Origin of the sequence: Clostridium sp. MT-14 (assembly GCF_042436595.1) — a bacterium.
GTDB classification, from domain to species: Bacteria; Bacillota; Clostridia; order Clostridiales; family Clostridiaceae; genus Clostridium_B; species Clostridium_B aromativorans.
Map to the genome: position 1 here is coordinate 1 of NZ_JBHMIY010000005.1, position 24,235 is coordinate 24,235.

Here is a 24,235-nt window from a genome sequence, read left to right on the forward strand (position 1 = left end):
GAATACATCATATATAATAATTCGTCAAGTAGTTATTATTTTAGGTATCGAACCTAAAATAACAAGGACTATTCATATCCAACTTATAGAAAATAGGAGAATTACGCCCTTTTTGTTAAAATTTAAATCGGCTGCACTACTTTTGAAACTAATAGTTGAAATACCAAATACAACTGCAAAAAACAAAGATAATATTATTTTACTTTTGTTTTTCACTTTATGCTTTTACCCTGGTGATTCAAATGGGGCCGTCGCACTAATTGATTAGTGCAGCAGCCCCTATATTTTTACCTACCCCCATTATGACCTGGGGTGAGACTTTTTATAAACTTCAGCAATTTTATTTCTTTTCAAAACCGACGAATAAATCTGGGTTGCGGAAAGATCTTTATGGCCCAAGAGCTCTTGTACAGATTTAATATCCGCTCCATTTTGAAGTAAATGCACGGCAAAAGAATGTCTTAATGTAAAGGCATTTATATTTTTATCTATTTTAGCTTCTTTTGCATAGTATTTTATTATTTTCCAAAATCCCTGCCGGCTCATTTTTACTCCCTTTAGATTTAAAAATAAAATATCCAAATTATATACATTTAATTCCTGCCTTATATCTAAATATTTTTTTAAATATTTCACAGCTACAGAACCTATAGGCACTATTCTCTCATTATTCTTGGAATTACTACATTTTACATATGATAATTTTAGATTTATATCATATAACGTAAGATTTAGAAGTTCCATTACTTTCATTCCAGCAGCATACATCACCTCAAGCATAGCCTTATCCCTTATCCCCTTGTCAGTGCTTAAATCCGGCGATGAAAGGAGCTTGTCTACTTCTTCTATAGTCAATACCTCCGGTACATTATGCACTATTTTGGGAATTTGATAGTATAAAATCGGGTTTTCATTTACAATTCCCTTAAGCATGAGATATTTGTAAAAATTTCTAAGGGATACAATATTTCTAACTATTGAAGATACGGCTTTGCCTGCTTTCTGAAGATACTGTACATAAGCCATTATAGATATAATCTCTACTTTTTCTACACTCTCTTTTCTATCCTTTATAAAATTAAAAAATTTATCTATATCTCTTACATATGCATCCATAGTATTTTTACTCATATGCTTTTTTTCCAGTTCTTTTGTATAAGCCAATAAAAGGCCATTCAAAATTATCACCCGCTCTTTGAAGTTATAATTTTAAAATTTCAGAAATTCGTTGAAAACATTAATATAATTGTATATCAGATCCACATTTTTGCTGAATATACCATTTACCAGTATGCTGTTGTCGTAAGAATGGGGTTCAATAATAAAATTATATAAAATAGTATCTATAAACTTAGGCAAAAATATTCCAAAAAATATCAATATAAAAAAGCACTTTAATACCCCTATAATAAAATTTGATTCCTGCTCATTAAATATCATAATAATATCCCTTCAAAGCTGGCTACAACAAGTTTAACCATATTTGGAGTTAAATAAGCTTCCATAAAAAAACCCACACACATTACCATGGATACCATTAGAAAAGACATAGAATAAGAGGTAATACTGACTAAAATATGTGATTTCCATTGAAGTCTCGCTCTATCTTTAAAAATCATAAGTGAAAATTCCATAGCAAGTACAGATGAAAGTATTATGCAGGGTATGTATATTATATTCTGGGGCAAAACCCCCAATAGTGAAATCCACATTCCTTTTATTCCTAATTGGCTTATTATAAAACTTATAGTAAATCCTATAGTAAATCCCTTTATTATATCTATAATAAGTATTATTGGTATTCCTATCATTGTAAGTCCTAAAAACCATATAGCCAAAATTACAGGAATATTATTTTTTAAAGTTTGAAGTAATATAGATTTATAATTTAAATCTCCAGAATTCACAGCAGTTGCAAAATTCTTAAGATAGCTTACGAGATCACTTTTTTCAAATCCTCCCATATATCTGACACTGTATATGCCCATCACTATACCTGTAAAAATACATAACAGGCTTATAACATACAGCCAAAAATTATTTTTAATATGTCTATTTATCAAACCTGAAACTTTATTTTCTAACACTATTTTATCCCCCTTTTGTCAATCATCTTCTCTCTAAATAATCTATGATCCACAAAAGAGTTATATGACTATATTATATCATCATAAAAGCACATATAGTCTTGGCATCTATTATTTCACCATTTTTTATCATATCTTTAATCTCACCTATTTTAACCTCTTTGATATTTATAAATTCATCTTCATCACCTATATCGTCTCTTCCCTTGTATAGATCCTCAGCCTTGAAAATATATATATATTCATCACAAAATCCAGGACTCGTGACTACCTTCCCAATATATTCAAATTTTCTTGCTTTATAACCTATTTCCTCCTCCAATTCTCTCATTCCGCATGTCTTTATATCTTCATCCTTCTCAATTTTTCCTGCAGGTATTTCAAGAATATTTCTCTCTATAGGCTTTCTAAACTGTTCTACCATAAATACGGTATCACTATCTTTATAGGCCAGTATTGCCACACCGCCAGGATGATTCACTACTTCTCTCTTACTTTTTCTCCCATTTGGCAATACAACAGTTTGTAGATTGACCTCAATAATTTTACCGCTGTATATCATATCTTTTTTTATAGTTTTTTCAGAAAAATCCACCTTCATATCACTTCCAATACAAAATTATGCTGTTTTATAATTTATTTAAATAAAATTTCAAATTAATTATCGTTTTCAATTTTATACTTTACTATTACAATTGTCAATTATATTTGGTTTTCTATTTTTTTTACCAACTTTTTGTAATACCTTATAATTTCTTTTATCTCTTCTTCTCTATCTATATCATTTGATATTTTTTCTCTAAGCTCGTTTACTCTACTTATAATTAAATTCTGTATGTTTCTTATTTCTTCTAACTCCAACTCTATCTTCATTTGTTCATATAACCTCCTTGCAAAAACTTCCATTCATTTTATATAAAATGAACGGAAGTTTTCAAATTAATTGATTTTATCTTTATGTTTGTTAATATTTTCATATAACTCAAAATCTTTCTAATCATTGATAATATTTATTCTAAGATACTTTGTTCTTTAATCGAAGTTTGTCAGCCACCATGGCGATGAATTCGGAATTGGTTGGCTTTCCCTTGTCATTATGTATAGTATAGCCAAAGATTTTATTTATAGTTTCCACCTGACCTCTTGACCAAGCAACTTCGATGGCATGTCTGATAGCCCTCTCAACTCTACTGGCAGTTGTATTGTATTTTTTAGCTATAGAAGGATATAATTCCTTCGTAACTGCTGATAAAAGTTCCATATTATTTACAACCATAGTTATTGCCTCTCTTAAATACATATAACCTTTTATATGAGCTGGAACACCTATTTCATGAATTATATTGGTTATCTCCTGTTTCAAATCTGCAGGATCATCCTTGAAAGATTTTATTTCATCGTTGTCCACAAATAACGTATTTCTTTTAACTTCATCCCCTCCTATTATAACATTGTTGAACATCTGCCTTATTCTTCTCGTAAGTACATTCATATCAAAAGGTTTTATGACATAGTAATCTGCCCCTAAAGTTATGGCTCTCTGGGTTATCTTATCCTGTCCTACTGCAGACAAAACTATTATCCTTGGCATTGGATCCATATTCATAGTATTTAGTCTTTCCAAAACTCCCAGTCCATCAAGATGAGGCATTATTATATCAAGCACTACTAAATCCGGCTTTTTCTCCTCAATCAGCTTAAGTGCCTCTAATCCATCCTTGGCAATACCTGTAACCACTATGTCCTTCTGGTTTAAAAGATAATCATTTAGAATATTACAAAATTCTTTATTATCATCTGCAATAATTACACTTATCTTTGAATCTTCCATATTTTTACTCCCCTTTTCTTAATTAATTCCCATATCTTAACAAATAATAAATTCGACAAAGGAATTTTAATTCCTTCTTTTTTATGTAAAAATTTTTATCTTTTATATAATCATTTTTTTGATTCTCTTAAATAAATATATTATACTTTATGTAGTTATAAAGATAGCATTTAAAATGCTATCTTTATAACTACATAATTACTTTAGCATATCTTCTACTTTAACAGGATATCAGCATCTTTTAACATCCAGTCTATATAAATGCCATATCCTATTTCAGGCTTATTTATAAGTACGTGGGTCACAGCTCCCACCAATTTACCATTTTGAATTATAGGGCTTCCACTCATCCCCTGGACTATTCCACCAGTTTTATTCAGCAGCCTGCTGTCTGTAATCTTTATGACCATACTTTTAGGTCCGGGCAGGTCTTGAGTCAGCAATTTCTGTATTTCTATATCATAGTACTCAGGTGTTCTTCCTGATATAGTAGTGAGGATCTTAGCGGGTCCTTCTTTTATTTCACTTCTCAAACCAATTTTAAGCGGCTCATAATTTACATTCTTAAGTTCTTCATTTCCCTTGCCAAAAATTCCACATTCTGTATTTTTATTTATATCACCTAATTTAAGTTCCTCATTTACAAATATACCTTTTAATTCACCTGGATTTCCCTTAACTCCCTTTTTAATAGATACTATGGATGAGTCAACTATATCTCCCGAATTTATATTCAACTTAGTTCCCGTATCTACATCTACTATGGGATGCCCTAATGCTGCAAACATTCCACTTTTTTCATCATAAAAAGTTAAAGTTCCAATTCCTGCAGTAGAATCTCTTATCCAAAGTCCTATTCTATAATTATTGTCTTCTAGCTCATTTACAGCCTTCACTGTCTTCTCAATTTTATTTCCATTTCTTTCCACAACTATTTTTATATTTTTTCCCTTTGTTCTATTTATTTCAGTCTGAGTCTGCTCAGCATTTTTTACAAAAGTATCATTTACCTTAATTATATTGTCTCCTATTCGTATGCCGGCCAGTGCAGCTGGGCTTGTTACCTTTCCCTGAGGAGTTTGTATATCTGAAAGTGCCACTACTAGCACTCCTTTGGTACTCAACTTTATTCCAATAGGCTGGCCGCCGGGATACACAGTAATATCACTGGCTTTAGCTGCTTTAAATGTTGACTTTGTTTTGATTGCCTGAGATAAACCAATACCTTTATCTATATTTTCAATTTTATAATAAGCACATAACATCATAAACAGGATTGGAATTAACATCCAACGCAATGTGATTTTGACCTTTTTTCTCATGCTTTTACCTCCCGTCTTACATTGCTTTTTCTAGGATTAAGTTGCCCTTTTAAATATGTTATTATGCTATTATATAGTTACATCTATAGTTAATGTATTGTTTTTAAATATAAATTTATACAGAAAGTTAAAAGTCACCTTTTAAGCATTTACTTTAAATGTTTAAAGACAACTTTTTTCAATTTTTATTTTCCAATTTTTTTAAATCTGCCATTTTAACAATTTCCTTAGCATGTTCCAAAGTAAGCGGCGTAACCTCAGAGCCTCCTATCATCCTGGCTATTTCATATTGTTTTTCCTGTTCATTCATTCTTTTAACCTTGGTATAGGTTTTATTTTTAATAACCCTTTTTGAAACCCAATAATGAGTATCGGACATAGATGCAATCTGAGGTAAATGAGTCACGCAAAAAACCTGATGTTTTTTTGATATATTGTACATTTTTTCAGCTACACACTGCGCTATTCTTCCACTTATTCCTGTGTCTATTTCATCAAATATAATAGAGGGAATGTGATCTTTATCCACAAATACAGTTTTTAATGCCAACATCATCCTCGACAGTTCTCCACCTGATACAATTTTTTGAAGAGGCTTCAAGGGTTCACCTGGATTAGTCGATATGTAAAAAGTCACTTTATCCATGCCCTTTAAATTGAATTTTTGCTCCAGTTTGACTTCTATTTTAAATACGCTCTTTTCCAACCCTACAAACTTCAACTCGTTTTTAACATTTTTTTCTAAGTCCAGGGCTATTTTATATCTGCATTCATGAATCTGTTTACATTTCAACTTCATCTTATCTTCTAATTTTAGTCTTTCCAAATTCAAATTTTCTATTATTTTAGAAACATCTTTCATCTCTTCATATTGCTTTTCTATTTTGTTCCTATAATTTAGTATATCTTTTACACTGCTTCCATATTTTTTTTTAAAACCATTTATCTTGTATATTCTACTATTTATAGCTTCTAATTCTCCTGCATCATAGTAAAAATTATCCTTTATATCTCTTATATCCTCTATACACCCTTCTATGTTATAATAACTATCCTTGAGAGAGTCTGATATATCCTTTACCTTGGAAACAATGTTTTCTATGGAAGCAAGCTGCTTTATAACCATACCTAAACTGTCATATACGGAGCCTTTATCTCCATTGCTGCTATAAAGGCTTACATAACAACTGTTTATAGTATTGTTTATTTTTTCGGAATTTGAAAGTATCTTAAACCTTTCATTTAATTCTTCTTCTTCCCCCTCTTTTAAATTAGCAGAGTCAATTTCGTCTATCTGATATTTCAAAAAATCAACAAGTTTTTCCCTATCCTCACTCTTACCAGAAAGATCCTGTATTTTATTCTCTATATGAATTAAATCTTTATAATCCTTTTCATACTGCCTTAACATGCTGCCAATGGAACTCTCCCCATAGTAATCTAAATAATATATATGATTTTCCTCTGAAAGTAGATTTTGATTATCATGTTGTCCATGTATATCCAGCAAAGTACTGCTTATATGTTTTAAGTTTGCCATCAAGATTGATCTTCCATTGACCTTTGCCACAGTTCTTCCAGACTGAAAAGATTCTCTGCTTATTATGACTAGATTTTCATTGGAGTCAATTTCTTCTTCTTCTAAAACTTCCAAAGTTTTAGGATTCTCTACAGTAAAAACCGCCTCAACAAAAGTCTTTTTTTCTCCTGTTCTTATTAAGTCCCTATTGAACTTTCCTCCCAATACATAATTTATGGCATCAATGAGTATGGATTTACCAGCTCCCGTTTCTCCAGAAAGTACGTTAAATCCCGATTCAAAAGATATACTTAATTTTTCTATAAGTGCAAAATTTCTTATGTTTAACTGGAGTAACATGAGCAACCCTCCTATCCAGAAATCATCTTTTTCATCCTTTGAGTTATACTTAGAGCTTTTTCATTATCTCTTGCCATGACAAATATAGTATTGTCCCCAGCTAAGGTTCCCGCTATTCCAATAAAATTCAGTGAATCAATAGCTTCTGCTGCCGCCGGAGCAGAACCTGAAATGGTCTTTATCACTACAAAATTATTTACATTTTCAACACTTATAACTGTTTGAGAAAATATATTTATAAGTTTATTTGACAGAACATTTTCCGTATGCGATATAGTGGCATATTTATATCGTCCACTATCAGCCAGTACCTTTATAAGCTTTAATTCCTTTATATCTCTTGAAACAGTTGCCTGCGTTACATTCATTCCACTTTTTTTAAGTTTTTCTGCAAGTTCCTCCTGGGTTTCAATATCATTTGAATTAATGATTTCCAATATTTTAGCATGCCTAGTTACCTTCATATATCTCACCTTCACATCCTTTTGCCTTAAATGTAATTTTCTCCTTAAGTGTATTAAAATAATCATTATTGTCAAATTTAATAAGTTTTCTCTTGTTTTGAGATCTTTCTATTTTTATAGGTCCAAACCCATTTACTTCAATACACTGCTGGCCGTCTACGGATAAATATACATTCTCAAATTTTTTTTTCGATGTTATGCTTATACGTGACCTGCTGTCCAGTATAATAGTTCTTGCAGTTAAAAATTGTGAATACATAGGCGTCAGGCACAGTACATCTAAAGATGGGTGTATTATGGGGCCTCCTGCAGATAAATTATAGCCAGTGGAACCTGTGGACGTACATACTATAATACCATCCCCATTAAATGTATTGTAGAAAGCACCATTTATATAGATATCATATCTCTGTATACCTGAATCGACTTTTCTACACAGTACTACATCATTCAGACCATCATAGCTTTTAACGCCATTCCCATCATCATAACTGCACTGTATCATATCTCTTTCCTCTACTGTATATTTTCCCATAAACAGTCTATTTAAGGCTTCTTTGACGTTACTTATCTCCACCTGAGCTAAAAATCCCAAATGCCCTATGTTTATTCCCAGTATAGGTGTCTTTGATTTAAGTACATTTTTAGATGTATTCAGTATAGTGCCATCTCCACCCAATACTATAATCACATCTAATCTATTGCTTTCATTTTCATCCAATCCTACGCAGTCCTCATATACGTTTATATTGACATTATTATCTATATTATGTATATTTTTTATTATAAAGTTCAACATTTGTTTATTCAAGTCTTTTGTTGTATTGACATTAATACCTATATTTTTCATAGTTCCTCCCCATTGAGCTCACCATGTGATGTTTCTACTATTTTAATTATATCCTCGTCTTTAAATAATCCATTAAAATCCTTTTTCTTAGTAAAATATATGAGATATTCTATATTCCCCTGGGGACCTTTTATGGGAGAATAATCCAATAAAATTATTTTCAAACCCTTTTCTTTTAAAAATTTTGCAATATCATTTATAACTTCTATATGCGTCGATTTTTCTCTAACAACACCCTTTTTCCCCACTTTTTCTCTTCCTGCTTCAAACTGCGGCTTGATAAGTGCCACTACACTGCCATTGTCTTTTAATAAATTCATAACTGCCGGTATAACTTTTTTCAGCGATATGAAAGAAACGTCTATACTGGCAAAATCAGCAGCTTCTCCTATCTGATCCGGAGTTACATATCTTATATTGGTTCTCTCCATACAAACTACCCTTTTATCTATTCTGAGCTTCCAGGCAAACTGCCCGTACCCCACATCTATGGAAAACACTTTTTTAGCCCCATTCTGAAGCATACAGTCAGTAAATCCACCTGTAGATGCACCTACATCTACACAAACCTTATTCTTTAAATTTATGTGAAATTTCTCTATAGATTTTTGTAATTTTAATCCTCCACGGCTTACAAAGGGAAGTTTTTCTCCTCTAAATTCAATATTTGAACTCTCTTTTATTTTTTGTCCGCACTTATCCACTCTCTGCCCATTTACAAATATTTCTCCAGCCATAATGCTTGCCCTGGCTTTTTCTCTGGAAGGAAATACACCTTTATTTACCAGAAGTACATCCAACCTCTCTTTTGATTCTGACATAATAAACTCCCTCACACCTTTAAAATACATGGCTCAATGCTTCTGTTTTAAGTACAGCACTTTCAATTCCCCTTGCATCCAATCCATACAATTTATATAAAATGTCAACTTTGCCATGCTGCACAAATTCATCTGGAAATCCTAAGTTTACCACTTTAATTTTATTATCTTTGGTATTTACATATTCCAGTATATAGGAGCCCAATCCACCTCTTACTACATTATCCTCAATGGTTATAATGGTTGCTCTTTCTTCTATTAATTGATTGAGCATGGTTTTATCAATTGGTTTGGCAAAACAGGCACTTATAATTTTAATATCTATATTCCTTTCTTTAAGCCTCTGCGATGCCAAAACTGCATGCTGTACCATTTTGCCCTGAGCTATCAATGCTATTTTACCTTTTCCTGATACATATTCCCATTTTCCAATATTAAAGTTTTTCAATGGTTTAAGAAGTATATCATCCCCTCCTCTTGGATATCTTATAGCTATAGGAAAATTTTGTTTCAATGCCCACTTTAACATATAAGGCAATTCATCTATACACTTAGGCGACATGATAGTCATATTTGGCATCTGAGTCAGATATGACAGATCAAATATGCCCTGATGGGTTTCTCCATCTTCTCCTACAATGCCGGATCTATCAACTGCAAAAACTACGGGAAGATTCTGCATACATACATCATGAAGCAGCTGATCATAGGCCCTTTGCAAAAAAGTAGAATAAACTGCAAAAACAGGTTTTAAACCTGAACTGGCCATTCCTGCCGCCAGCGTAACTGCATGCTGTTCTGCAATACCCACATCAAAAAATCTTTTTGGAAATCTTTCTGCAAAATTTTTAAGACCTGTACCATCCCTCATGGCAGCAGTTATGGCTACTATTCTTTTATCCTTCTCTGCCAGACTGCTCATTTCAGCTCCAAAGGTTTTAGAATAGGTATTGATTGAAGTTTTCACCAATTCCCCACTGCTGCAATTAAATGGACCTATTCCATGAAATTTGCCTGGATTCTTTTCGGCGAACTCATACCCTTTCCCCTTTTTGGTTATTATATGTATGAGAACTGGATTATTTAGTTTTTTAGCTGAATTAAGAACTTCCGTAAGTTCTTTTATATTATGTCCATCTATGGGGCCTAGATACTTTATCCCCATATCCTCAAAAAACATTCCCGGAACAACCATTTGTTTTATTCCATTTTTGAGTTTTTCAAGATACTTTGCCATTCCTTCCCCAATATTCGGTATCTTTTTTAACTTATTTTCCACTTCTTTTTTAAACTTGTTATATTTAGGATCTATCCTGATTTTATTCAGATATTTAGATACTCCCCCTACATTTTTCCCTATGGACATCTGATTGTCATTTAATACTATTATAAGTTTTGTCTTCCTGTATCCCACATCATTTAGAGCTTCCAGCGCCATTCCTCCTGTTAAGGCTCCATCTCCTATGACTGCAATCACATTATAATTCTTGTGTTCTAGATCCCTTGCCCTTGCCATACCAAGGGCTGCAGATATGGAAGTGCTGCTGTGCCCGGTTTCAAAAAAATCATATACACTCTCATTTCTTTTAGGGAATCCACTTATTCCCCCAAACTGCCTTAAAGTATCAAAACTATCCTTTCTCCCTGTTAGAATTTTATGCACATAAGCTTGATGACCTACATCCCATATAAGTTTATCGTGATTTAGATCAAATGCACTGAACAAACTCAATGTAAGTTCTACAACTCCCAAATTAGAAGCCAGGTGCCCCCCTGTCTTAGATACCTTGTCAATTAAAAATCTCCTGATTTCCACAGCAAATTGTTTTTTCTGGTTAAGAGACATTTTTTTTATATCATTTATATCTTTATATCTATCCAGCAAACTAAGCATTTTCATCTATCCTTTTTTATTAATAAAATCACTTTACAAATATTTTACACAGAAAATTATTTTTCTCTATTTAATAAAAATAAAGTTAAATTCTCTAACTGAGATGTATCCTTTTTAATTTCCTTCAGTACATCCATGCATTCACCTGTAATTGAATTACACATTTCCCTGCATTTATTCAATCCATAAGTGGTTATAAAAGTAGTTTTATTATTATCCAAATCACTCTTCGTTTTTTTACCTAAAACAGCAGTATCTCCTGTTATATCCAATATATCATCCTTTATTTGGAAGGCCAATCCTAATTTTTCACCATAATACCCCAACTTGCTTATATCCTGCTTGTCGGCAGACGCATGTACTGCTGCTGAAATTATAGAGCCCTTTATAAGAGCCCCGGTCTTTTTGCTGTGCATATAATAAAGTTGATCTATTGGTATCTCAGTATTTTCACTCAATATATCCACTGTCTGACCGCCCACCATTCCCTCAGCACCTGCACTTTCAGAAATAATACTGCAGGCCTTTAAAGCATTTTGTCCCCTTCCAATACAATGCCTGAACATCAAATTCATGGCTTCATTTAGAAGTCCATCTCCTGCCAGCATGGCAATGGCTTCGCCAAATATTTTGTGATTGGTGGGCTTACCCCTCCTCAGATCATCATTGTCCATAGCCGGAAGATCATCATGAATCAGAGAATAAGTATGTATCATCTCTATAGATGCTGCTACATCTATCACTTCACTGTAATTATCCCTGTAGAGCATATAAGTTAAAAGGAATAATATAGGCCTTATTCTCTTCCCACCCGCATTTAAGCTGTATTCCATAGCTTCATACACTCTTTTATTATAAGAACCTTTTCCCTTCATATAGTCTTTTAAATATTCATCCACTTCACCTTTTAGTTTTTCAACTATACCATTATTGACTTTCATTAATAAACTCTCCTCATTCCTATTACTATTTACTATTTATCCGAAGGCTGTCTTTTTCTTTAAAATCTTTTTCTCCCTCTTCAGTAAGAATTTTTATCTTTCCTTCTGCTTCATTTAGCATTTTATACAATTTATTACAGAGTTTTATTCCATCTTCATAGTTTTTTAAGCTCTGTTCCAAAGATAATCCGCCTGTATCCATTGAATTTACTATGTTCTCTAACTCCAGCATGATACTTTCATAACTTTCCTTTTTTCTAGGCATAATTACCCTCCTTTTTTAGATGCGGTTAAATTTGAATTCACCATCTCCATCTTTCATTATGACTTTAACCCGCTTTTTTTTATTCAATTCCTCTATAGTATTTATTACATTATTATGTTCGTCTTCTATTATAGAATATCCTCTGTTTAATACATTTAACGGATTATGGGCTGAAAGCAGAGAATTTATTTTAGTGAGCTTCTCCTTTTCTTCATTAACCTTTGTATTCATCTTTAAATTCAACATTTGTTTAAACTTATCTATAGTTTCATATTGATTTATTATATAGACCATGGGATTATAAGATTCCAAACTTTTTTTCAACAGAAATAATCTATCTCTTTCACTGTTTACTCTGTTCCCGATATAATTAGAGATCACATTTTTATAATTTAACAGCCTCTGCAAGAATTCATCCATGTTAAATACTGCAATTTCAGCAGCAGCAGAGGGAGTTGGTGCCCTCCTATCCGATACAAAATCCGCTATAGTATAGTCAATCTCATGTCCGACTCCTGTTATTATAGGCTTCTTCGAATTATATATGGCTTCTGCCAGCTTCTCGTCATTAAAACACCAAAGTTCTTCTATAGAGCCTCCTCCTCTAGCTATAATTATAAGCTCCACATCCTCTATAGAATTCAATTTATAAATACCCCTTATTATATCTTCACTGGCATTTACTCCCTGTACCAATGCTGGATAAATTAAAATCTTCACTTTATCATTTCTTCTTTTAGTAACATTTATTATATCCCTTATAGCCGCTCCAGTAGGCGAAGTAATAACACCTATTTTTGAAGCGCAAGCTGGTATTTTCTTTTTATGTCTTTCATCAAATAGGCCCTTTTTATCCAACTCAGCTTTCAACTTTTCAAAAGCCATGTACAATTCTCCTATGCCATCCGGTTTCATTTCACTGCAATAAAGCTGATATACTCCTTCTTTTTCGTAAACAGATATTCTCCCTTTAGCTACAACTTTCATGCCATCTTCAGGCAGGAAATTCAATTTGCTGGCTGAATCTCTAAACATAACACAATTTATTCTACTGTATTCATCCTTTAAAGAAAAATACATATGTCCGCTGCTGTGAAGTTTAAAGTTGGAAATTTCTCCTTTAATAGAACAATTGGCAAGTATAAAATCACTGTCAAATGCCTTCTTTATGTATCTATTAATATCAGACACCGTCAACGTCTTAATGTACATAGCACTTATCCTCTCAATATCTTATTCTTACACATTTTTATCCAATTATCATTTTTCCCTTATCATATTTCCAAGCACGCCATTTATAAAAGATGCAGATTTATCTGAAGAATATTTTTTAGCCAGTTCTATAGCCTCGTTTATGGACACCTTCTCTGGTATGCTATTTTCATATAAAAATTCATAAGTACAAATTCTCAAAATTGCCACATCAACTTTAGATAATCTGTCCAATTTCCATTTTCTCAAATACTTTTCAATCTCTTTGTCAATAGTATTCTTGTTCTCCTCTATACCCTTTAGAACTCTTATTATATACTGTGTGTCCAAATCTTTTAAATCACTGATTTTTTCTCCATAGAATTCTTCCTGATTATACTCTGCTGAATTTTTCTCTTCTCCCACGGCATTTTCCTTTAAACTCATTATGATATTACTGGATTTTTCTTTATTTATAGTCATTTGAAATAATAATTTCATAGTCAATTCCCTGGATTTCTTTCTATTCATTTTTTCCTCCTACTTAAATGTAGCCTATAAAAATAATTATTGTCATTTCAGATACAATTATACTTAAACTAATATACTAGTTCAAGTTTATTTGTATAAAAATAGTGCACCCTTAAATCAGCGGGTGCACTACCTATTTCACTCTTCTACATCATCATTACTTTCTTCTGTTTTGGGAATCATAACATTTTGTACATGTATGTTTATAGCCGAAACATCAAGGCCCGTCATAGATTCAACTGCCCTTTTTACATTTTCTTGAACTTTCAAAGCTACATCTGGAATTCTAACTCCATATTCCACTACCACATATAAATCTATAGCTGCACTGTTTTCGCCTACATTTACTTTAACACCTTTAGATAAATTTTTTTTACCCGACAGTATTTGAGTAATTCCTCCCACAAGGCTGGCACTCATTCCAACTATCCCATCTATCTCAGTAGTAGCAAGGCCCGCAATCACACCTACAACTTCATCAGATATTTTTACAATACCCATATCTATTTCATTATTCGTATTTTCTTCCATTGTTGCACCTCCTAGATTTTCACATCATCGAAAGACCCACGTTATATATATTATAGCAAAGGAATATTTTTTTTACAATTACTTATTTTATGTAATACTCTACGTCCTTTAACCCTGTTTAACTTCTATTTCCACATCTTGAATCTTAGACACACTCATGACTACATCTTTTATCACTCTTGTATCCTTATCTGACAATTTATTCTTTCCCTTAACTATTACTCTGACTTTGTTATCTTCTATAGAACATATCACATCTTCATATCCCTTGCTCTTTAGAATATTTTCTATTTTCATCTCATAATTCGTATTCATTGCCAATTCAGTATACTTTTTCTCTGCATCTGCACGGTTTTCCTTGGATGCATTAGTATCATCTATGAGACTTTTTAAAGTCTGAAGAGTTTCAGCATTTTTTTGATCTCTGGTAAGTCTTGTTTCCTCAAAAAACTGGGACTTAGACTGAGTTTGTGTTGTATTCTTAGTATTGTTGTTGTTAAGAGATATGGTACTTTTGCCGCTTTCATTGTCTACTCCATTTACATAATTTATAGGACTATTTAATTTTGTAGCAACAACTCCAACACAGATAATCAGTGCTAAAAGAGTCACAATAATAACAGCTTGTTTTTTATTCATTTTCAATTCCCCCCATCTACCTTCTAAAAAAATTATATGCACAAAGATATATTTATATACTATTTTTTCATAGGATATACATTCACCTTATCCTGGGATATTCCAAATAAATCAGTAACAGCTTTGGATATTCTAAGTTCAGTTACCTTGTCTTCAGCTCCTTCAGCCACAACGCATACCCCCATTACTTTTGGATTATAAGTTTTAAGTATAAGAGGTTCTGACTTGCTGCCATCATTTGTGGTTACTACTGTACTGCCGTTATTTTTTTGAGTGGTATTTCTCGTTCCACCTGAATTGTCTTTTTCCTCTGTAGTATTGGTTGAGTCATTTATATTAACTGCCGGCACATTTTCCTCTCCACTTTCAAAACTTACCATAACTTCTACCTTCCCCACACCATCTATCTGCTCCAGTGTATTTTTCAGATTATCCTGTATAGATTTTTCATAATTATCAGAACCATTTTGGGAGGCTTCACTTTGACTTTGGTTTTGATTTCCCCCATTGCTTTGTCCGTTATCACCGTTTATATTGCTGCTAGAAGTGCTGCTGGAGGTGTTCTTACCGTAATCGCTAAAAAGGCTGACAGCAGCAATTATAAGCACTCCCATAAGAAACACTATGGCTAAATTTATAATATTCTTCTTGTCAGTATGGATTTTGTGATTATTGTCTTTGGTAATTTTGTTTAACCATTTTTTTAAATTCATAGATTTACCTCCTACTAAGAATTTACGTGTATAATATCCTTAGATACACTTAATTCCTGGCTTAAATAAGTTTTTATCTCTGAAGCCTTTTGACTATTTTCAGAATTCAAATTATCTACAGATGCAGTTTCACCACCTATCTCAACCTTTTTTATTTTTTCTACATTGCCATTTTTAATTTTTACATTTATATTTTTTATATATACCATATTATTTTTCTCATCATACCCTGCTCCCACTTTAATTTCATATTTTCCCTCCGGATATTTTTCTTCAAGATTTTTCTCACAGCTGTTCTGCAAGTTTGCCTCAAAGGTTTCTATAGTCTCTGATATATTTTCCTGCTTATACTTGTCAAATTCACTGGAAGATTCTTTAGTCCCAAAATCTTTATTAAAGTCCTCCACGGCTTTTTCAGTATAGCTGTTTATATTAAAATCCCTATTGAATACTTTTATTATGGGATTGATAAATACTGTAATAAGAATCAGTCCCAGTACAAATTTACAATATTTCTTCATACTGTTATCCGGGAGAATCATCTCCACTGCTATTATAAAAAATACAGCAGTACATACACTTATCAGCCATTCTCTTAAAGATTGAAGCACGCATCTCCACCTTCCTTCACATCATAACCTTTCCCGCCGATGCCAGCATGGCTATCATTATAAAAAACATCACAGACACACATATTAAACAGGCCATTACAAGAATAAGAGAATCTCCTGCAGAATTTATACAATTTACCAGTCTTCCGTCACTTATGGGTTCTATAAGAGCTGCAGTGATCTTATACAAAACTATCATAATAATCAATTTAATTATAGGAAAAAGTAATATGATAATGATGATCAAAAGCCCTAGACTGCTCAGTGCATTTTTCAGCAAAAAGGAATATCCCGCTACAGTGGCCACTGCATCTGAAAGGCTTTTACCAACTACTGGTACAAAATTGTCCACTGCAAATTTAGCCGTTTTTACAGTAACCTCATCGATGCTCTTTGAAGTTATGCCCCTTACAGTCACAATACCTATAAATACGGTCATTATAATCCCCTGAGCCCACAGTGCACATTGATTTAAAAGTTTAGTAAGCTTATCTATCTTATATTCCGAAGATAAATTGTTCACAAACTGAAGTACAAAAGACATAGATATTATCGGTATTATAATATCCATAAACAAATTTGCACTTATGTTAATAGCGCCTATTATAATTGGATCCATAATAGAAGCTTCCACAAATCCACCTACGGCCGCTATTAGAGTTATAAGTATTGGTATAAGTGCTACCATAAAATCTGTCATTTCCTTTATGGTGGATCTGGCGATATCCACCCCTATATAAAAACTCTTTGCCATTATTATTATAATAAGTGAATAACAGGCAAAGTAAGCTATATTGGATAATCCCTCACCGCTAAAGGCTCTCTGTAAATTTGTGAGCAGTGCACATATGAGTGCAATGACTATCAAAAGCACCAAAAGTTTTATACATGCTGACATTTCCCTAAGTCCATAGGATATCAGTATATTCATGATTTTTTTAAGTGATATTTTCCCATCTCCACTTTTTATAAAATTCTTCACATAATCTTTTGCATCCAGATCTTTTAAAACTTCATTTTTTGTTTTCATATTGGATATATAGTTATAAAAATTTTCAATTTGCTGTTCTTGAGCTTCACTTTCCTTATTTCCCGTTCCATTTTGAGATGTATTCTCCAGTTGGGCATTATCCTGTATATTGGTGTTCACTGTATTGGTGTCAAAAGCTTGTACATTAAAGCCCATTATTAAACTTAAAAATAAACCTACAAGTAAACTCACTATAACATTCTTCATATTAACACCTACATAATTTTTAAAATTGACTGTAACACAGCCATAAGTATAGGAATTGCAAGTACTAAAATTAAAATCTTACCTGCAAATTCAACCTTTGCTCCTAAATTTCCCTGTCCAGCATCTCTACATATTTCACTGCAAAAAGAAGCCAGATACGCAATGGCAAGTATTTTAAATACAGTAGTTAAATAAACAAAATCTATATTTGCCTTAACTGCCAACTGCTGGATAAATTGAAGTATGGCTGTTATCTTTGTTATCATAAATAAAAATATAATAACTCCGGCAACTATACTTATGTATACTGCTATATCATCTCTTTTTCCCTTAAACAGAAGAGTTATAAACAAGGCAATAAAGGCAAAAGCTACTATTTTAATTATCTCCATAATCTTCTCCTAAAGCTGAAACATAGTCCTGACGGCATTAAACAATTTACTCACCAAATCTATCACCATCATAAGTACAATTAAAATTCCAGTAAGATTTGTCAACACTGCATAATCACCTTTGCCGCTGGCCTCTAACACTTTATTTATAAGTATGACAATTATGCCCACTCCAGCTATTTTAAAAATTAAACTTATGTCCATCATTTGATTTTCTCCCCTTTTTCATTTCTTATGGAATTTATCTAAATACACACATATTGCCACTCAGACTGAAATTATCACTATCACAGCTCCCAGTGAAAACCCAAGACACCTATACATCTTTAAATTTTTATTCATTGCAATTTTTGAAACTTCAATTTGATTTTTTATGTTGTCCAAAGTCAGTGAGAACATTCTTTTTTGTCCCTCTATATCTGATTCTCCAAGTGTTTTTGATAAATCCAATATTGCAGATATATCTTCATTTTTCAAACTTAAAATTTCTCTTTTATCACTAAATGCACATTTAAAAGCCTCATATACATTGTCAACGGAATTACTGTAAAGCATAGATGATATATCTTTAAAAACATCTTTAATGGGATCAATACTTTTTAACGCTGTATTTAAAATGGCATCCGGCAGCGGAGTATGCGTATACATGATTTCATTTTGAAGCTGATGAATACATCTCTGCATTTCTTTTAATTGTTCCACCCTTTTTTTGAAAATTCCTCCGTAAGTAAATCCTATTCCAGTGGAAGCAAATATTATCATAATATACCCCAAAATCTTCAGCATTTCATCCCCTCCATATTACAGAACTATTTGTAAAATCATACACATATTCAACTGTACCGGAACCTTTTCTGCTGCTCAATACTATGGCCCTTTTAAATATTTTATTATCCACTATTTCCTTAAAAACCGGCCTTCCGTACAGATCTTCTATTCCATAACCATGAATAGTTACAATCAAGCTTATTCCAGAATTCAATGCTGTTAGAATACTTTCCATATCCTTATAAGTTCCAATTTCATCACAAACTATGACGTCCGGTGACATGCTTCTAATAGCCATAATTATGCCCTGACTCTTGGGGCATCCATCAAGTACATCAGTTCTAATTCCCAGATTCATCTGCGGAATCCCATTAAAACAAGCCCCTATTTCACTTCTCTCATCTATTACACATATTTTTTTACCCGTAAGGCCTATATTCTGCATACCTCCAGATATATTTCTCACAATGTCTCTTATAAGAGTGGTTTTTCCACCCTTAGGAGGTGAAATTATTATAGTATTTATTATCTCATCTTCTCTTGTCAAAAACTTCATAATGGAATCAGAACAGTTGACAATTTCCCTACATATTCTGATGTTTATAGATGCTATATCTTTTATGGTCTTAACTTCACCTTTTTCAATAATACATCTCCCACATATACCCACTCTGTGACCGCCTTTGATAGTTATATAACCCTGCTTAATTTCTTCCTCAAAGGCATATATAGAATAATTGCTCATTCTCTGAATTATTATTTTTAGATCTTCCATCCTGGGTATATATCCACACACAACCTCTTTCAATCCTAATTGGAGTATTAAGGATCTATTGACCCTTATCCTTATTTCCTGTAAATAAGGGGACTTTATTAAATCTCCAATAGCAGTCTTTAAATTTTCCGGTAAAATGTTTAATATCTCCTTAGTATATATCTTTCTCATCTCCTTTCTTTATATTAATTCCTATTTTCATTTTTAAAAAATTATTCCATATAAATAAAAATAAAATAAAAAATCCTGTTAAAGTATGTAACCTTAACAGGATCTTTTATTATACGTAATTTAATTTTTACTATCATCACTAACACTGTTATCCCCAATAGGTATATTGTTATGACAATTGGGACAAGTTAAATTTTCCTTTTGTTTCAATATGTCTTTATCTATATACACAGTATCGTCACAATTTGGACATTTAACTTCTTCAAAATTTCCAACCATATCCCTATATGCCTCATAGTCTTCATCATACAGATCATCTTGTAAATATGCTAAGTTCTCATCTATGGCATCCATATAGTCTTCCGTATATTTTTGAGCCTCAGATAAATTTTCTATCTCTTCTGCCATACTCTCAAGTACATCTAAAATCTTCAAAAAAATTTTCCCTTCATTTGTACTTTTATCAATTTTTAGCCCATCCATCAGCCCGCTAATATAAGATACTTTAGATTTAATGGATTCCATGACATCACTTCCTAAATATTATTTATTTATTAGTATTTACTAAACTCTCTCCATATATTCTCCAGTCCTTGTATCAATTCTTATAGTTTCACCTTCATTTACAAATATAGGTACGGACACAACTGCCCCCGTTTCCACAGTAGCTGGTTTTAAAACATTAGTAGCAGTATTTCCCTTAACTCCCGGTTCAGTATGAGTTACTTGCAACTCAACAAAATTCGGAGCTTCTACAGAAAATGCCTCCCCTTTATAAAACTTTATTATGGCAAACATGTTCTCTTTTAAAAACTTTATTGCATCCTCTACCTTTTCATATTCCAATGGAATTTGTTCAAAAGTTTCCTGATCCATAAAATAATACAATTGACCATCCGAATATAAATACTGCATTTCTTTCCTTTCTATAACTGCCTCTTGCAATTTTGCAGTAGGATTAAAAGTAGTTTCAGTAACTGCTCCCGTGATAACATTTCTTAATTTTGTTCTTACAAATGCTGCTCCTTTACCCGGTTTCACATGGAGAAAATCCACTACTGTATACACTTGTCCATCTTGTTCAAAAGTAGTTCCTTTTCTTAAATCTCCTGCTGATATCATTTTCTGCCTACCGTCTTATATAAGCTCTAATTCAAGCTTATTTTCCCATTCATAGTGCCCGAAATCTAGCTGTTACAGCTATCCTACGTCAGGTCTCACACTCCAGGGACGTAAATTCGGATGTAAAATCCACCCTACAACTTCAATTACCTCTAAAATTAGTATTTGAAATAACGGCTTAACCCCTTTCTCATTCTTATTCGACCTGTTTTAATCCTAATTCAATTTTTTATAAACTCTTTATAAATCTATCTATTATCCATTTAACATTATATATCATTAAATACTATTTAACCATAGTAATATTGCTGACTTAATCTATGCATATTAAATTTTTAGGCGACTTTGACAAAACCCTACCACCATCTTCAGTTACTACAAGCAAATCTTCTATTCTAACTCCACCAAAACCCGGTATGTATATCCCAGGTTCATCGCTGACCACCATACCTGATTCCAATTTTCTATTATTTTTATAGCCAATTATAGGTGCCTCGTGAATTTCTCTGCCTACTCCATGACCCAGGCTGTGGCCAAAATTCTTCCCGTATCCTTTTCCACTTATATAATTTCTTGCAACGGCATCCACCTCCACTGCTGGAATGCCAGGCTTATACTCTTTTAAGGCCAATTGTTCAGCCTCTAAAACTATATTATATATTTTAAGCATTTCCCTTGAAGGTTCACCTATCACAACTGTTCTTGTCATATCAGAACAGTACTCCTTATAAATGCAGCCAAAATCCAGAGTTAAAAACTCTCCTCTTTTTATCACTTTTTCAGTAGCTTCACCATGAGGAAGACTGGATCTCACTCCGGAGGCCACTATAGATGGAAATGAAAGAGCACTGGCTCCTAACTTTTTCATATGAAATTCCAATTCAAGTCCTATTTCTCTCTCTGTCATGCCTGATTTTATAAAATTTACCATATGTGCAAAGGCCTTATCTGCAATAGCAGCAGCCCCTTCCATTAACTTTATTTCATCATCATCTTTTACTATTCTTATTTCTTCTACAATTCCCTCCATAGGAACAAGCTGACAATTCAATTTACTGTTAAAAACCACATATTGGCTGTAGGAAACTATGTTTTCCTCAAACCCAAGCCTTTTAATATTATTTTTATCTATTAAGTCTGATAAAAAATCTACAAAGGACATACCTTTACTATATTCTAAAATTTTATAATCTTTTACCTGTTCTGAGGCCTGTTCTGTAAACCTCGAATCCGTTATAAAGAATGCCTCTTCCTGTGTTATGAGTGAAAAACTTTCATTGCCCGTAAATCCACTTAAATAATTTCTATTTGGATCTCCCATCAACAAAACTGAATCCAATTTTTTTTTACCCATAGCTTCTCTTAATTTCGCAATCCTCTTTTTAAACATTGCAATTCCTCCTATAATAAGGCAGCATCAATTCATAAATAATCACATTTATTCCATTGTTACACTCAAACAATGTTATTTTATCAAAATTTGTGATTATTTGCAAACTTAAATGCCTATTCAGGGTACAAAATTAATATCTGTCCTTGCTTTTAAATTTTCATATCTGTCCTGTTCCATTGTAATATTATCCATACTATAAAAATTTTCTTTTTGACTTATTTTTTTGAAAGCATCCACAACTTTAGTTTTATCACCTGTTATTTCAACATTTACAGTTATTTTTCCCTCACTACTTCTCGAAAAATTTAATATTTGCACCCCCTCTATACCATTTAATTTCTGTAAAACATCACTGTAACTTATTCCACTCGTCTTCTTCAAATTCTTCTTTAAATTATTCTCTTGTAATTGAAGAACTCCGTTTTTTTCATTTAAATCTTTAATAAGAGCATAATTCTTTGATAAAAAAAACACACAGCTGCAGATCAGAGCTAATATGGTAAATCTAAATATATTATTTGCCATTTTCATTATTATCATTCCACCTATTATTTTAATCTTAAATTAATCTGCCAGATTTTCTTTTCCCCGTCCGTAATCTCTAAACATTTTAAATCTTTTATTATAAATTTATTTGTGTTCTCTATATTTTTGATCAGTGAAAGACAATTTTCCTCACCTTCTACATTGAAATTTATATCTTTATTTTGAATACTTATATCTTTAAAAGTTTTTCCCTTCCATATGTATTCGTAAAAATTTAAAAAACATTCAAATGTACCGCTTTTATAATGTACAGAACTTTTTCTGGATACTGAATTCTTTAATTCACCATCCAAATTGGTCAGTTTATTTTTATTTACTATAAACATATTTACAAGCAGCAAATTTATTATCAAGAGCAATACAACCGTAAATTTAAGTTTTTTGCCTTTTTCCGCTTTTACTCTTTCTTTATACCACTGAGGTAAAAAATATAATCCCTTCACATTAACTACCTCTCACTTAAATATTTTAAATACCTATTTTTTTCTATTATTAATGTCAAATGAGAAAACATACAAACCTTAAATATCACTTTACAATGAATTTTCCAAAATCTTTACATATATACTGTTTAGATACTTCTTCTATTGTATCTTTATAGGGAAAACCCACAAAATATATATATGTAAATTTAAAATCAGTCATCAAAATACTCAGCTTCATTTGAAATTGTTCTAGAATATCAAAAAAGTCATCCTTTTTTATATTTTTAAACACATTGTTAAATATCATTTTACATTTATGACATGCTATAAAATATAAAACCTCATTTCTCATTAATACAAATATATAATTTTCACTTTTTATTTTATCTTTATAATTTTCCCAAATATAAAATTGAATTGGCACTATGCCGGCAATATGGAATCCGGCGTTATGACATTCTTCTATCACTTTCCCGTTACGGTAATTCATACAGAACACCATTACCTCCAGGTTATATTTACAGCGCCTGATTATATCATAGGAAAACATTATATCATCGGTTTTTTTAAATTTATTTTTAAGTTCTTCCCTTATAATTTTAAAGATATTTGTTCTGCTTACTCTGGGTAATTTCATGAGCATCACATATACTTCTTCTCCATGAGCTAAAATAACTAGATTTCTATTCTTTAAATTTACTTTAATGCCCTTTATGGAAACAATATTCTTATTAATTACTCTACTATTAAATAGATTGAATATAAAATTTTTATTTGGGACTTCTCTATACACCATATCTGTATCATTTACTTCTAGAAATACCTTTCTATGCATT

Annotated in this window: 32 protein-coding genes; 1 reads left to right on the forward strand and 31 read right to left on the reverse strand. The window is 32.0% G+C overall.

From position 1 onward, the window contains the following. Window positions 1–268, forward strand: a 268-nt coding sequence (locus ACFHWD_RS05515) for a hypothetical protein (protein ID WP_378060951.1), incomplete at its 5' end; no start/stop codon positions are given. A gap of 32 nt (window positions 269–300) precedes the next feature. Here the strand turns inward: ACFHWD_RS05515 and ACFHWD_RS05520 are convergent. From ACFHWD_RS05520 to ACFHWD_RS05670, 31 genes are all read right to left on the reverse strand, one after another. Beyond that, window positions 301–1,179: a site-specific tyrosine recombinase gene (locus tag ACFHWD_RS05520; RefSeq protein ID WP_179977194.1), complete on the reverse strand. Its 879-nt coding sequence runs from the start codon at window positions 1,177–1,179 to the stop codon at window positions 301–303. Between the two features lie 30 nt (window positions 1,180–1,209). Then, a complete protein-coding gene (locus ACFHWD_RS05525) occupies window positions 1,210–1,440 on the reverse strand; it encodes an endonuclease III (RefSeq protein WP_150356502.1) in 231 nt (76 codons plus the stop codon). Then, window positions 1,437–2,087, reverse strand: coding sequence for a stage II sporulation protein M (gene spoIIM, locus ACFHWD_RS05530; protein WP_150356503.1), 651 nt, complete (start codon window positions 2,085–2,087; stop codon window positions 1,437–1,439). Before spoIIM ends, ACFHWD_RS05525 begins: the two co-directional genes overlap by 4 nt. A 73-nt stretch (window positions 2,088–2,160) precedes the next feature. Continuing rightward, window positions 2,161–2,682, reverse strand: coding sequence for an NUDIX hydrolase (locus tag ACFHWD_RS05535; RefSeq protein WP_150356547.1), 522 nt, complete (start codon window positions 2,680–2,682; stop codon window positions 2,161–2,163). A gap of 107 nt (window positions 2,683–2,789) precedes the next feature. Then, window positions 2,790–2,960, reverse strand: a complete 171-nt coding sequence (locus ACFHWD_RS05540; RefSeq protein WP_179977193.1) for a hypothetical protein — start codon at window positions 2,958–2,960, stop codon at window positions 2,790–2,792. Window positions 2,961–3,102: 142 nt separating this feature from the next. After that, window positions 3,103–3,918 carry a sporulation transcription factor Spo0A gene (gene spo0A / locus ACFHWD_RS05545; protein WP_150356504.1) on the reverse strand — a complete coding sequence of 272 codons (816 nt, stop codon included), beginning with the start codon at window positions 3,916–3,918 and terminating at the stop codon, window positions 3,103–3,105. A 215-nt stretch (window positions 3,919–4,133) separates the two neighbouring features. Continuing rightward, window positions 4,134–5,240, reverse strand: a complete 1,107-nt coding sequence (spoIVB, locus tag ACFHWD_RS05550; protein ID WP_378060955.1) for a SpoIVB peptidase — start codon at window positions 5,238–5,240, stop codon at window positions 4,134–4,136. 178 nt (window positions 5,241–5,418) lie between these two features. Further along, entirely contained in the window at window positions 5,419–7,119 is a 1,701-nt protein-coding gene (gene recN, locus ACFHWD_RS05555) for a DNA repair protein RecN (protein WP_179977191.1), read from the reverse strand. Window positions 7,120–7,130: 11 nt separating this feature from the next. Then, window positions 7,131–7,583: an arginine repressor gene (locus tag ACFHWD_RS05560; RefSeq protein WP_150356507.1), complete on the reverse strand. Its 453-nt coding sequence runs from the start codon at window positions 7,581–7,583 to the stop codon at window positions 7,131–7,133. Further along, window positions 7,570–8,433 carry an NAD(+)/NADH kinase gene (locus tag ACFHWD_RS05565; RefSeq protein WP_150356508.1) on the reverse strand — a complete coding sequence of 288 codons (864 nt, stop codon included), beginning with the start codon at window positions 8,431–8,433 and terminating at the stop codon, window positions 7,570–7,572. Before ACFHWD_RS05565 ends, ACFHWD_RS05560 begins: the two co-directional genes overlap by 14 nt. Then, window positions 8,430–9,254, reverse strand: a complete 825-nt coding sequence (locus ACFHWD_RS05570) for a TlyA family RNA methyltransferase (RefSeq protein WP_150356509.1) — start codon at window positions 9,252–9,254, stop codon at window positions 8,430–8,432. The genes ACFHWD_RS05565 and ACFHWD_RS05570 overlap by 4 nt, the downstream gene beginning before the upstream one ends. A gap of 19 nt (window positions 9,255–9,273) precedes the next feature. Continuing rightward, window positions 9,274–11,148, reverse strand: coding sequence for a 1-deoxy-D-xylulose-5-phosphate synthase (gene dxs / locus ACFHWD_RS05575; RefSeq protein WP_150356510.1), 1,875 nt, complete (start codon window positions 11,146–11,148; stop codon window positions 9,274–9,276). A gap of 56 nt (window positions 11,149–11,204) precedes the next feature. Then, entirely contained in the window at window positions 11,205–12,089 is an 885-nt protein-coding gene (locus ACFHWD_RS05580; RefSeq protein ID WP_150356511.1) for a polyprenyl synthetase family protein, read from the reverse strand. A 25-nt stretch (window positions 12,090–12,114) separates the two neighbouring features. After that, window positions 12,115–12,354 (reverse strand): exodeoxyribonuclease VII small subunit, encoded by a 240-nt coding sequence (locus ACFHWD_RS05585; protein WP_179977190.1) that lies wholly within the window; start codon window positions 12,352–12,354, stop codon window positions 12,115–12,117. 15 nt (window positions 12,355–12,369) lie between these two features. Further along, window positions 12,370–13,566, reverse strand: coding sequence for an exodeoxyribonuclease VII large subunit (gene xseA, locus ACFHWD_RS05590; RefSeq protein ID WP_150356513.1), 1,197 nt, complete (start codon window positions 13,564–13,566; stop codon window positions 12,370–12,372). Between the two features lie 48 nt (window positions 13,567–13,614). Beyond that, window positions 13,615–14,076, reverse strand: a complete 462-nt coding sequence (nusB, locus tag ACFHWD_RS05595) for a transcription antitermination factor NusB (protein WP_150356514.1) — start codon at window positions 14,074–14,076, stop codon at window positions 13,615–13,617. Between the two features lie 138 nt (window positions 14,077–14,214). Then, window positions 14,215–14,607 (reverse strand): Asp23/Gls24 family envelope stress response protein, encoded by a 393-nt coding sequence (locus ACFHWD_RS05600; RefSeq protein WP_150356515.1) that lies wholly within the window; start codon window positions 14,605–14,607, stop codon window positions 14,215–14,217. A 108-nt stretch (window positions 14,608–14,715) separates the two neighbouring features. Continuing rightward, window positions 14,716–15,246 (reverse strand): SpoIIIAH-like family protein, encoded by a 531-nt coding sequence (locus tag ACFHWD_RS05605; RefSeq protein WP_150356516.1) that lies wholly within the window; start codon window positions 15,244–15,246, stop codon window positions 14,716–14,718. A gap of 59 nt (window positions 15,247–15,305) precedes the next feature. After that, window positions 15,306–15,959, reverse strand: coding sequence for a stage III sporulation protein AG (gene spoIIIAG, locus ACFHWD_RS05610; protein WP_150356517.1), 654 nt, complete (start codon window positions 15,957–15,959; stop codon window positions 15,306–15,308). A 14-nt stretch (window positions 15,960–15,973) separates the two neighbouring features. Then, complete coding sequence (spoIIIAF, locus tag ACFHWD_RS05615; protein ID WP_150356518.1) at window positions 15,974–16,570, reverse strand: stage III sporulation protein AF; 597 nt, start codon at window positions 16,568–16,570, stop codon at window positions 15,974–15,976. A 16-nt stretch (window positions 16,571–16,586) separates the two neighbouring features. Then, on the reverse strand, window positions 16,587–17,807 hold the full coding sequence (gene spoIIIAE, locus ACFHWD_RS05620; RefSeq protein ID WP_179977187.1) for a stage III sporulation protein AE: 1,221 nt from the start codon (window positions 17,805–17,807) through the stop codon (window positions 16,587–16,589). 8 nt (window positions 17,808–17,815) lie between these two features. Continuing rightward, window positions 17,816–18,199 (reverse strand): stage III sporulation protein AD, encoded by a 384-nt coding sequence (spoIIIAD, locus tag ACFHWD_RS05625; protein ID WP_150356520.1) that lies wholly within the window; start codon window positions 18,197–18,199, stop codon window positions 17,816–17,818. A 9-nt stretch (window positions 18,200–18,208) separates the two neighbouring features. Beyond that, window positions 18,209–18,406 carry a stage III sporulation protein AC gene (gene spoIIIAC, locus ACFHWD_RS05630; RefSeq protein ID WP_150356521.1) on the reverse strand — a complete coding sequence of 66 codons (198 nt, stop codon included), beginning with the start codon at window positions 18,404–18,406 and terminating at the stop codon, window positions 18,209–18,211. Between the two features lie 60 nt (window positions 18,407–18,466). Beyond that, window positions 18,467–18,985: a stage III sporulation protein SpoIIIAB gene (gene spoIIIAB, locus ACFHWD_RS05635; RefSeq protein WP_150356522.1), complete on the reverse strand. Its 519-nt coding sequence runs from the start codon at window positions 18,983–18,985 to the stop codon at window positions 18,467–18,469. Window position 18,986: 1 nt separating this feature from the next. Then, the gene (gene spoIIIAA / locus ACFHWD_RS05640) at window positions 18,987–19,904 is read right to left on the reverse strand and encodes a stage III sporulation protein AA (RefSeq protein WP_179978271.1); all 918 of its coding nucleotides are present in this window, start codon (window positions 19,902–19,904) and stop codon (window positions 18,987–18,989) included. Window positions 19,905–20,033: 129 nt separating this feature from the next. After that, window positions 20,034–20,438, reverse strand: coding sequence for a CD1247 N-terminal domain-containing protein (locus tag ACFHWD_RS05645; RefSeq protein ID WP_150356524.1), 405 nt, complete (start codon window positions 20,436–20,438; stop codon window positions 20,034–20,036). 39 nt (window positions 20,439–20,477) lie between these two features. Then, on the reverse strand, window positions 20,478–21,035 hold the full coding sequence (efp, locus tag ACFHWD_RS05650; RefSeq protein ID WP_150356525.1) for an elongation factor P: 558 nt from the start codon (window positions 21,033–21,035) through the stop codon (window positions 20,478–20,480). 313 nt (window positions 21,036–21,348) lie between these two features. Then, window positions 21,349–22,425: a Xaa-Pro peptidase family protein gene (locus ACFHWD_RS05655; RefSeq protein ID WP_150356526.1), complete on the reverse strand. Its 1,077-nt coding sequence runs from the start codon at window positions 22,423–22,425 to the stop codon at window positions 21,349–21,351. 120 nt (window positions 22,426–22,545) lie between these two features. Then, a complete protein-coding gene (locus tag ACFHWD_RS05660; RefSeq protein WP_150356527.1) occupies window positions 22,546–22,959 on the reverse strand; it encodes a hypothetical protein in 414 nt (137 codons plus the stop codon). 17 nt (window positions 22,960–22,976) lie between these two features. After that, on the reverse strand, window positions 22,977–23,417 hold the full coding sequence (locus ACFHWD_RS05665) for a hypothetical protein (protein ID WP_150356528.1): 441 nt from the start codon (window positions 23,415–23,417) through the stop codon (window positions 22,977–22,979). A gap of 85 nt (window positions 23,418–23,502) precedes the next feature. Then, window positions 23,503–24,234, reverse strand: coding sequence for a hypothetical protein (locus ACFHWD_RS05670; protein ID WP_150356529.1), 732 nt, complete (start codon window positions 24,232–24,234; stop codon window positions 23,503–23,505). Window position 24,235: the final 1 nt, after the last annotated feature.

Excerpts from the sequence above, each read along its gene's own strand:
- ACFHWD_RS05600 (WP_150356515.1), bottom strand. The coding sequence starts at position 14,607 with ATGGAAGAAAATACGAATAATGAAATAGATATGGGTATTGTAAAAATA.
- spoIIIAE (WP_179977187.1), bottom strand. The coding sequence starts at position 17,807 with ATGAAGAATGTTATAGTGAGTTTACTTGTAGGTTTATTTTTAAGTTTA.
- ACFHWD_RS05645 (WP_150356524.1), bottom strand. The coding sequence starts at position 20,438 with ATGGAATCCATTAAATCTAAAGTATCTTATATTAGCGGGCTGATGGAT.
- ACFHWD_RS05655 (WP_150356526.1), bottom strand. The coding sequence starts at position 22,425 with ATGTTTAAAAAGAGGATTGCGAAATTAAGAGAAGCTATGGGTAAAAAA.
- ACFHWD_RS05660 (WP_150356527.1), bottom strand. The coding sequence starts at position 22,959 with ATGAAAATGGCAAATAATATATTTAGATTTACCATATTAGCTCTGATC.
- nusB (WP_150356514.1), bottom strand. The coding sequence starts at position 14,076 with ATGAATAGAAAGAAATCCAGGGAATTGACTATGAAATTATTATTTCAA.
- spoIIIAB (WP_150356522.1), bottom strand. The coding sequence starts at position 18,985 with ATGCTGAAGATTTTGGGGTATATTATGATAATATTTGCTTCCACTGGA.
- dxs (WP_150356510.1), bottom strand. The coding sequence starts at position 11,148 with ATGCTTAGTTTGCTGGATAGATATAAAGATATAAATGATATAAAAAAA.
- spoIVB (WP_378060955.1), bottom strand. The coding sequence starts at position 5,240 with ATGAGAAAAAAGGTCAAAATCACATTGCGTTGGATGTTAATTCCAATC.
- spoIIIAD (WP_150356520.1), bottom strand. The coding sequence starts at position 18,199 with ATGGAGATAATTAAAATAGTAGCTTTTGCCTTTATTGCCTTGTTTATA.
- spoIIIAC (WP_150356521.1), bottom strand. The coding sequence starts at position 18,406 with ATGATGGACATAAGTTTAATTTTTAAAATAGCTGGAGTGGGCATAATT.
- ACFHWD_RS05565 (WP_150356508.1), bottom strand. The coding sequence starts at position 8,433 with ATGAAAAATATAGGTATTAATGTCAATACAACAAAAGACTTGAATAAA.
- ACFHWD_RS05605 (WP_150356516.1), bottom strand. The coding sequence starts at position 15,246 with ATGAATAAAAAACAAGCTGTTATTATTGTGACTCTTTTAGCACTGATT.
- recN (WP_179977191.1), bottom strand. The coding sequence starts at position 7,119 with ATGTTACTCCAGTTAAACATAAGAAATTTTGCACTTATAGAAAAATTA.
- efp (WP_150356525.1), bottom strand. The coding sequence starts at position 21,035 with ATGATATCAGCAGGAGATTTAAGAAAAGGAACTACTTTTGAACAAGAT.
- ACFHWD_RS05525 (WP_150356502.1), bottom strand. The coding sequence starts at position 1,440 with ATGATATTTAATGAGCAGGAATCAAATTTTATTATAGGGGTATTAAAG.
- spoIIIAG (WP_150356517.1), bottom strand. The coding sequence starts at position 15,959 with ATGAATTTAAAAAAATGGTTAAACAAAATTACCAAAGACAATAATCAC.
- spo0A (WP_150356504.1), bottom strand. The coding sequence starts at position 3,918 with ATGGAAGATTCAAAGATAAGTGTAATTATTGCAGATGATAATAAAGAA.
- ACFHWD_RS05670 (WP_150356529.1), bottom strand. The coding sequence starts at position 24,234 with ATGCATAGAAAGGTATTTCTAGAAGTAAATGATACAGATATGGTGTAT.
- ACFHWD_RS05580 (WP_150356511.1), bottom strand. The coding sequence starts at position 12,089 with ATGAAAGTCAATAATGGTATAGTTGAAAAACTAAAAGGTGAAGTGGAT.
- xseA (WP_150356513.1), bottom strand. The coding sequence starts at position 13,566 with ATGTACATTAAGACGTTGACGGTGTCTGATATTAATAGATACATAAAG.
- ACFHWD_RS05570 (WP_150356509.1), bottom strand. The coding sequence starts at position 9,254 with ATGTCAGAATCAAAAGAGAGGTTGGATGTACTTCTGGTAAATAAAGGT.
- ACFHWD_RS05560 (WP_150356507.1), bottom strand. The coding sequence starts at position 7,583 with ATGAAGGTAACTAGGCATGCTAAAATATTGGAAATCATTAATTCAAAT.
- ACFHWD_RS05585 (WP_179977190.1), bottom strand. The coding sequence starts at position 12,354 with ATGCCTAGAAAAAAGGAAAGTTATGAAAGTATCATGCTGGAGTTAGAG.
- ACFHWD_RS05540 (WP_179977193.1), bottom strand. The coding sequence starts at position 2,960 with ATGAAGATAGAGTTGGAGTTAGAAGAAATAAGAAACATACAGAATTTA.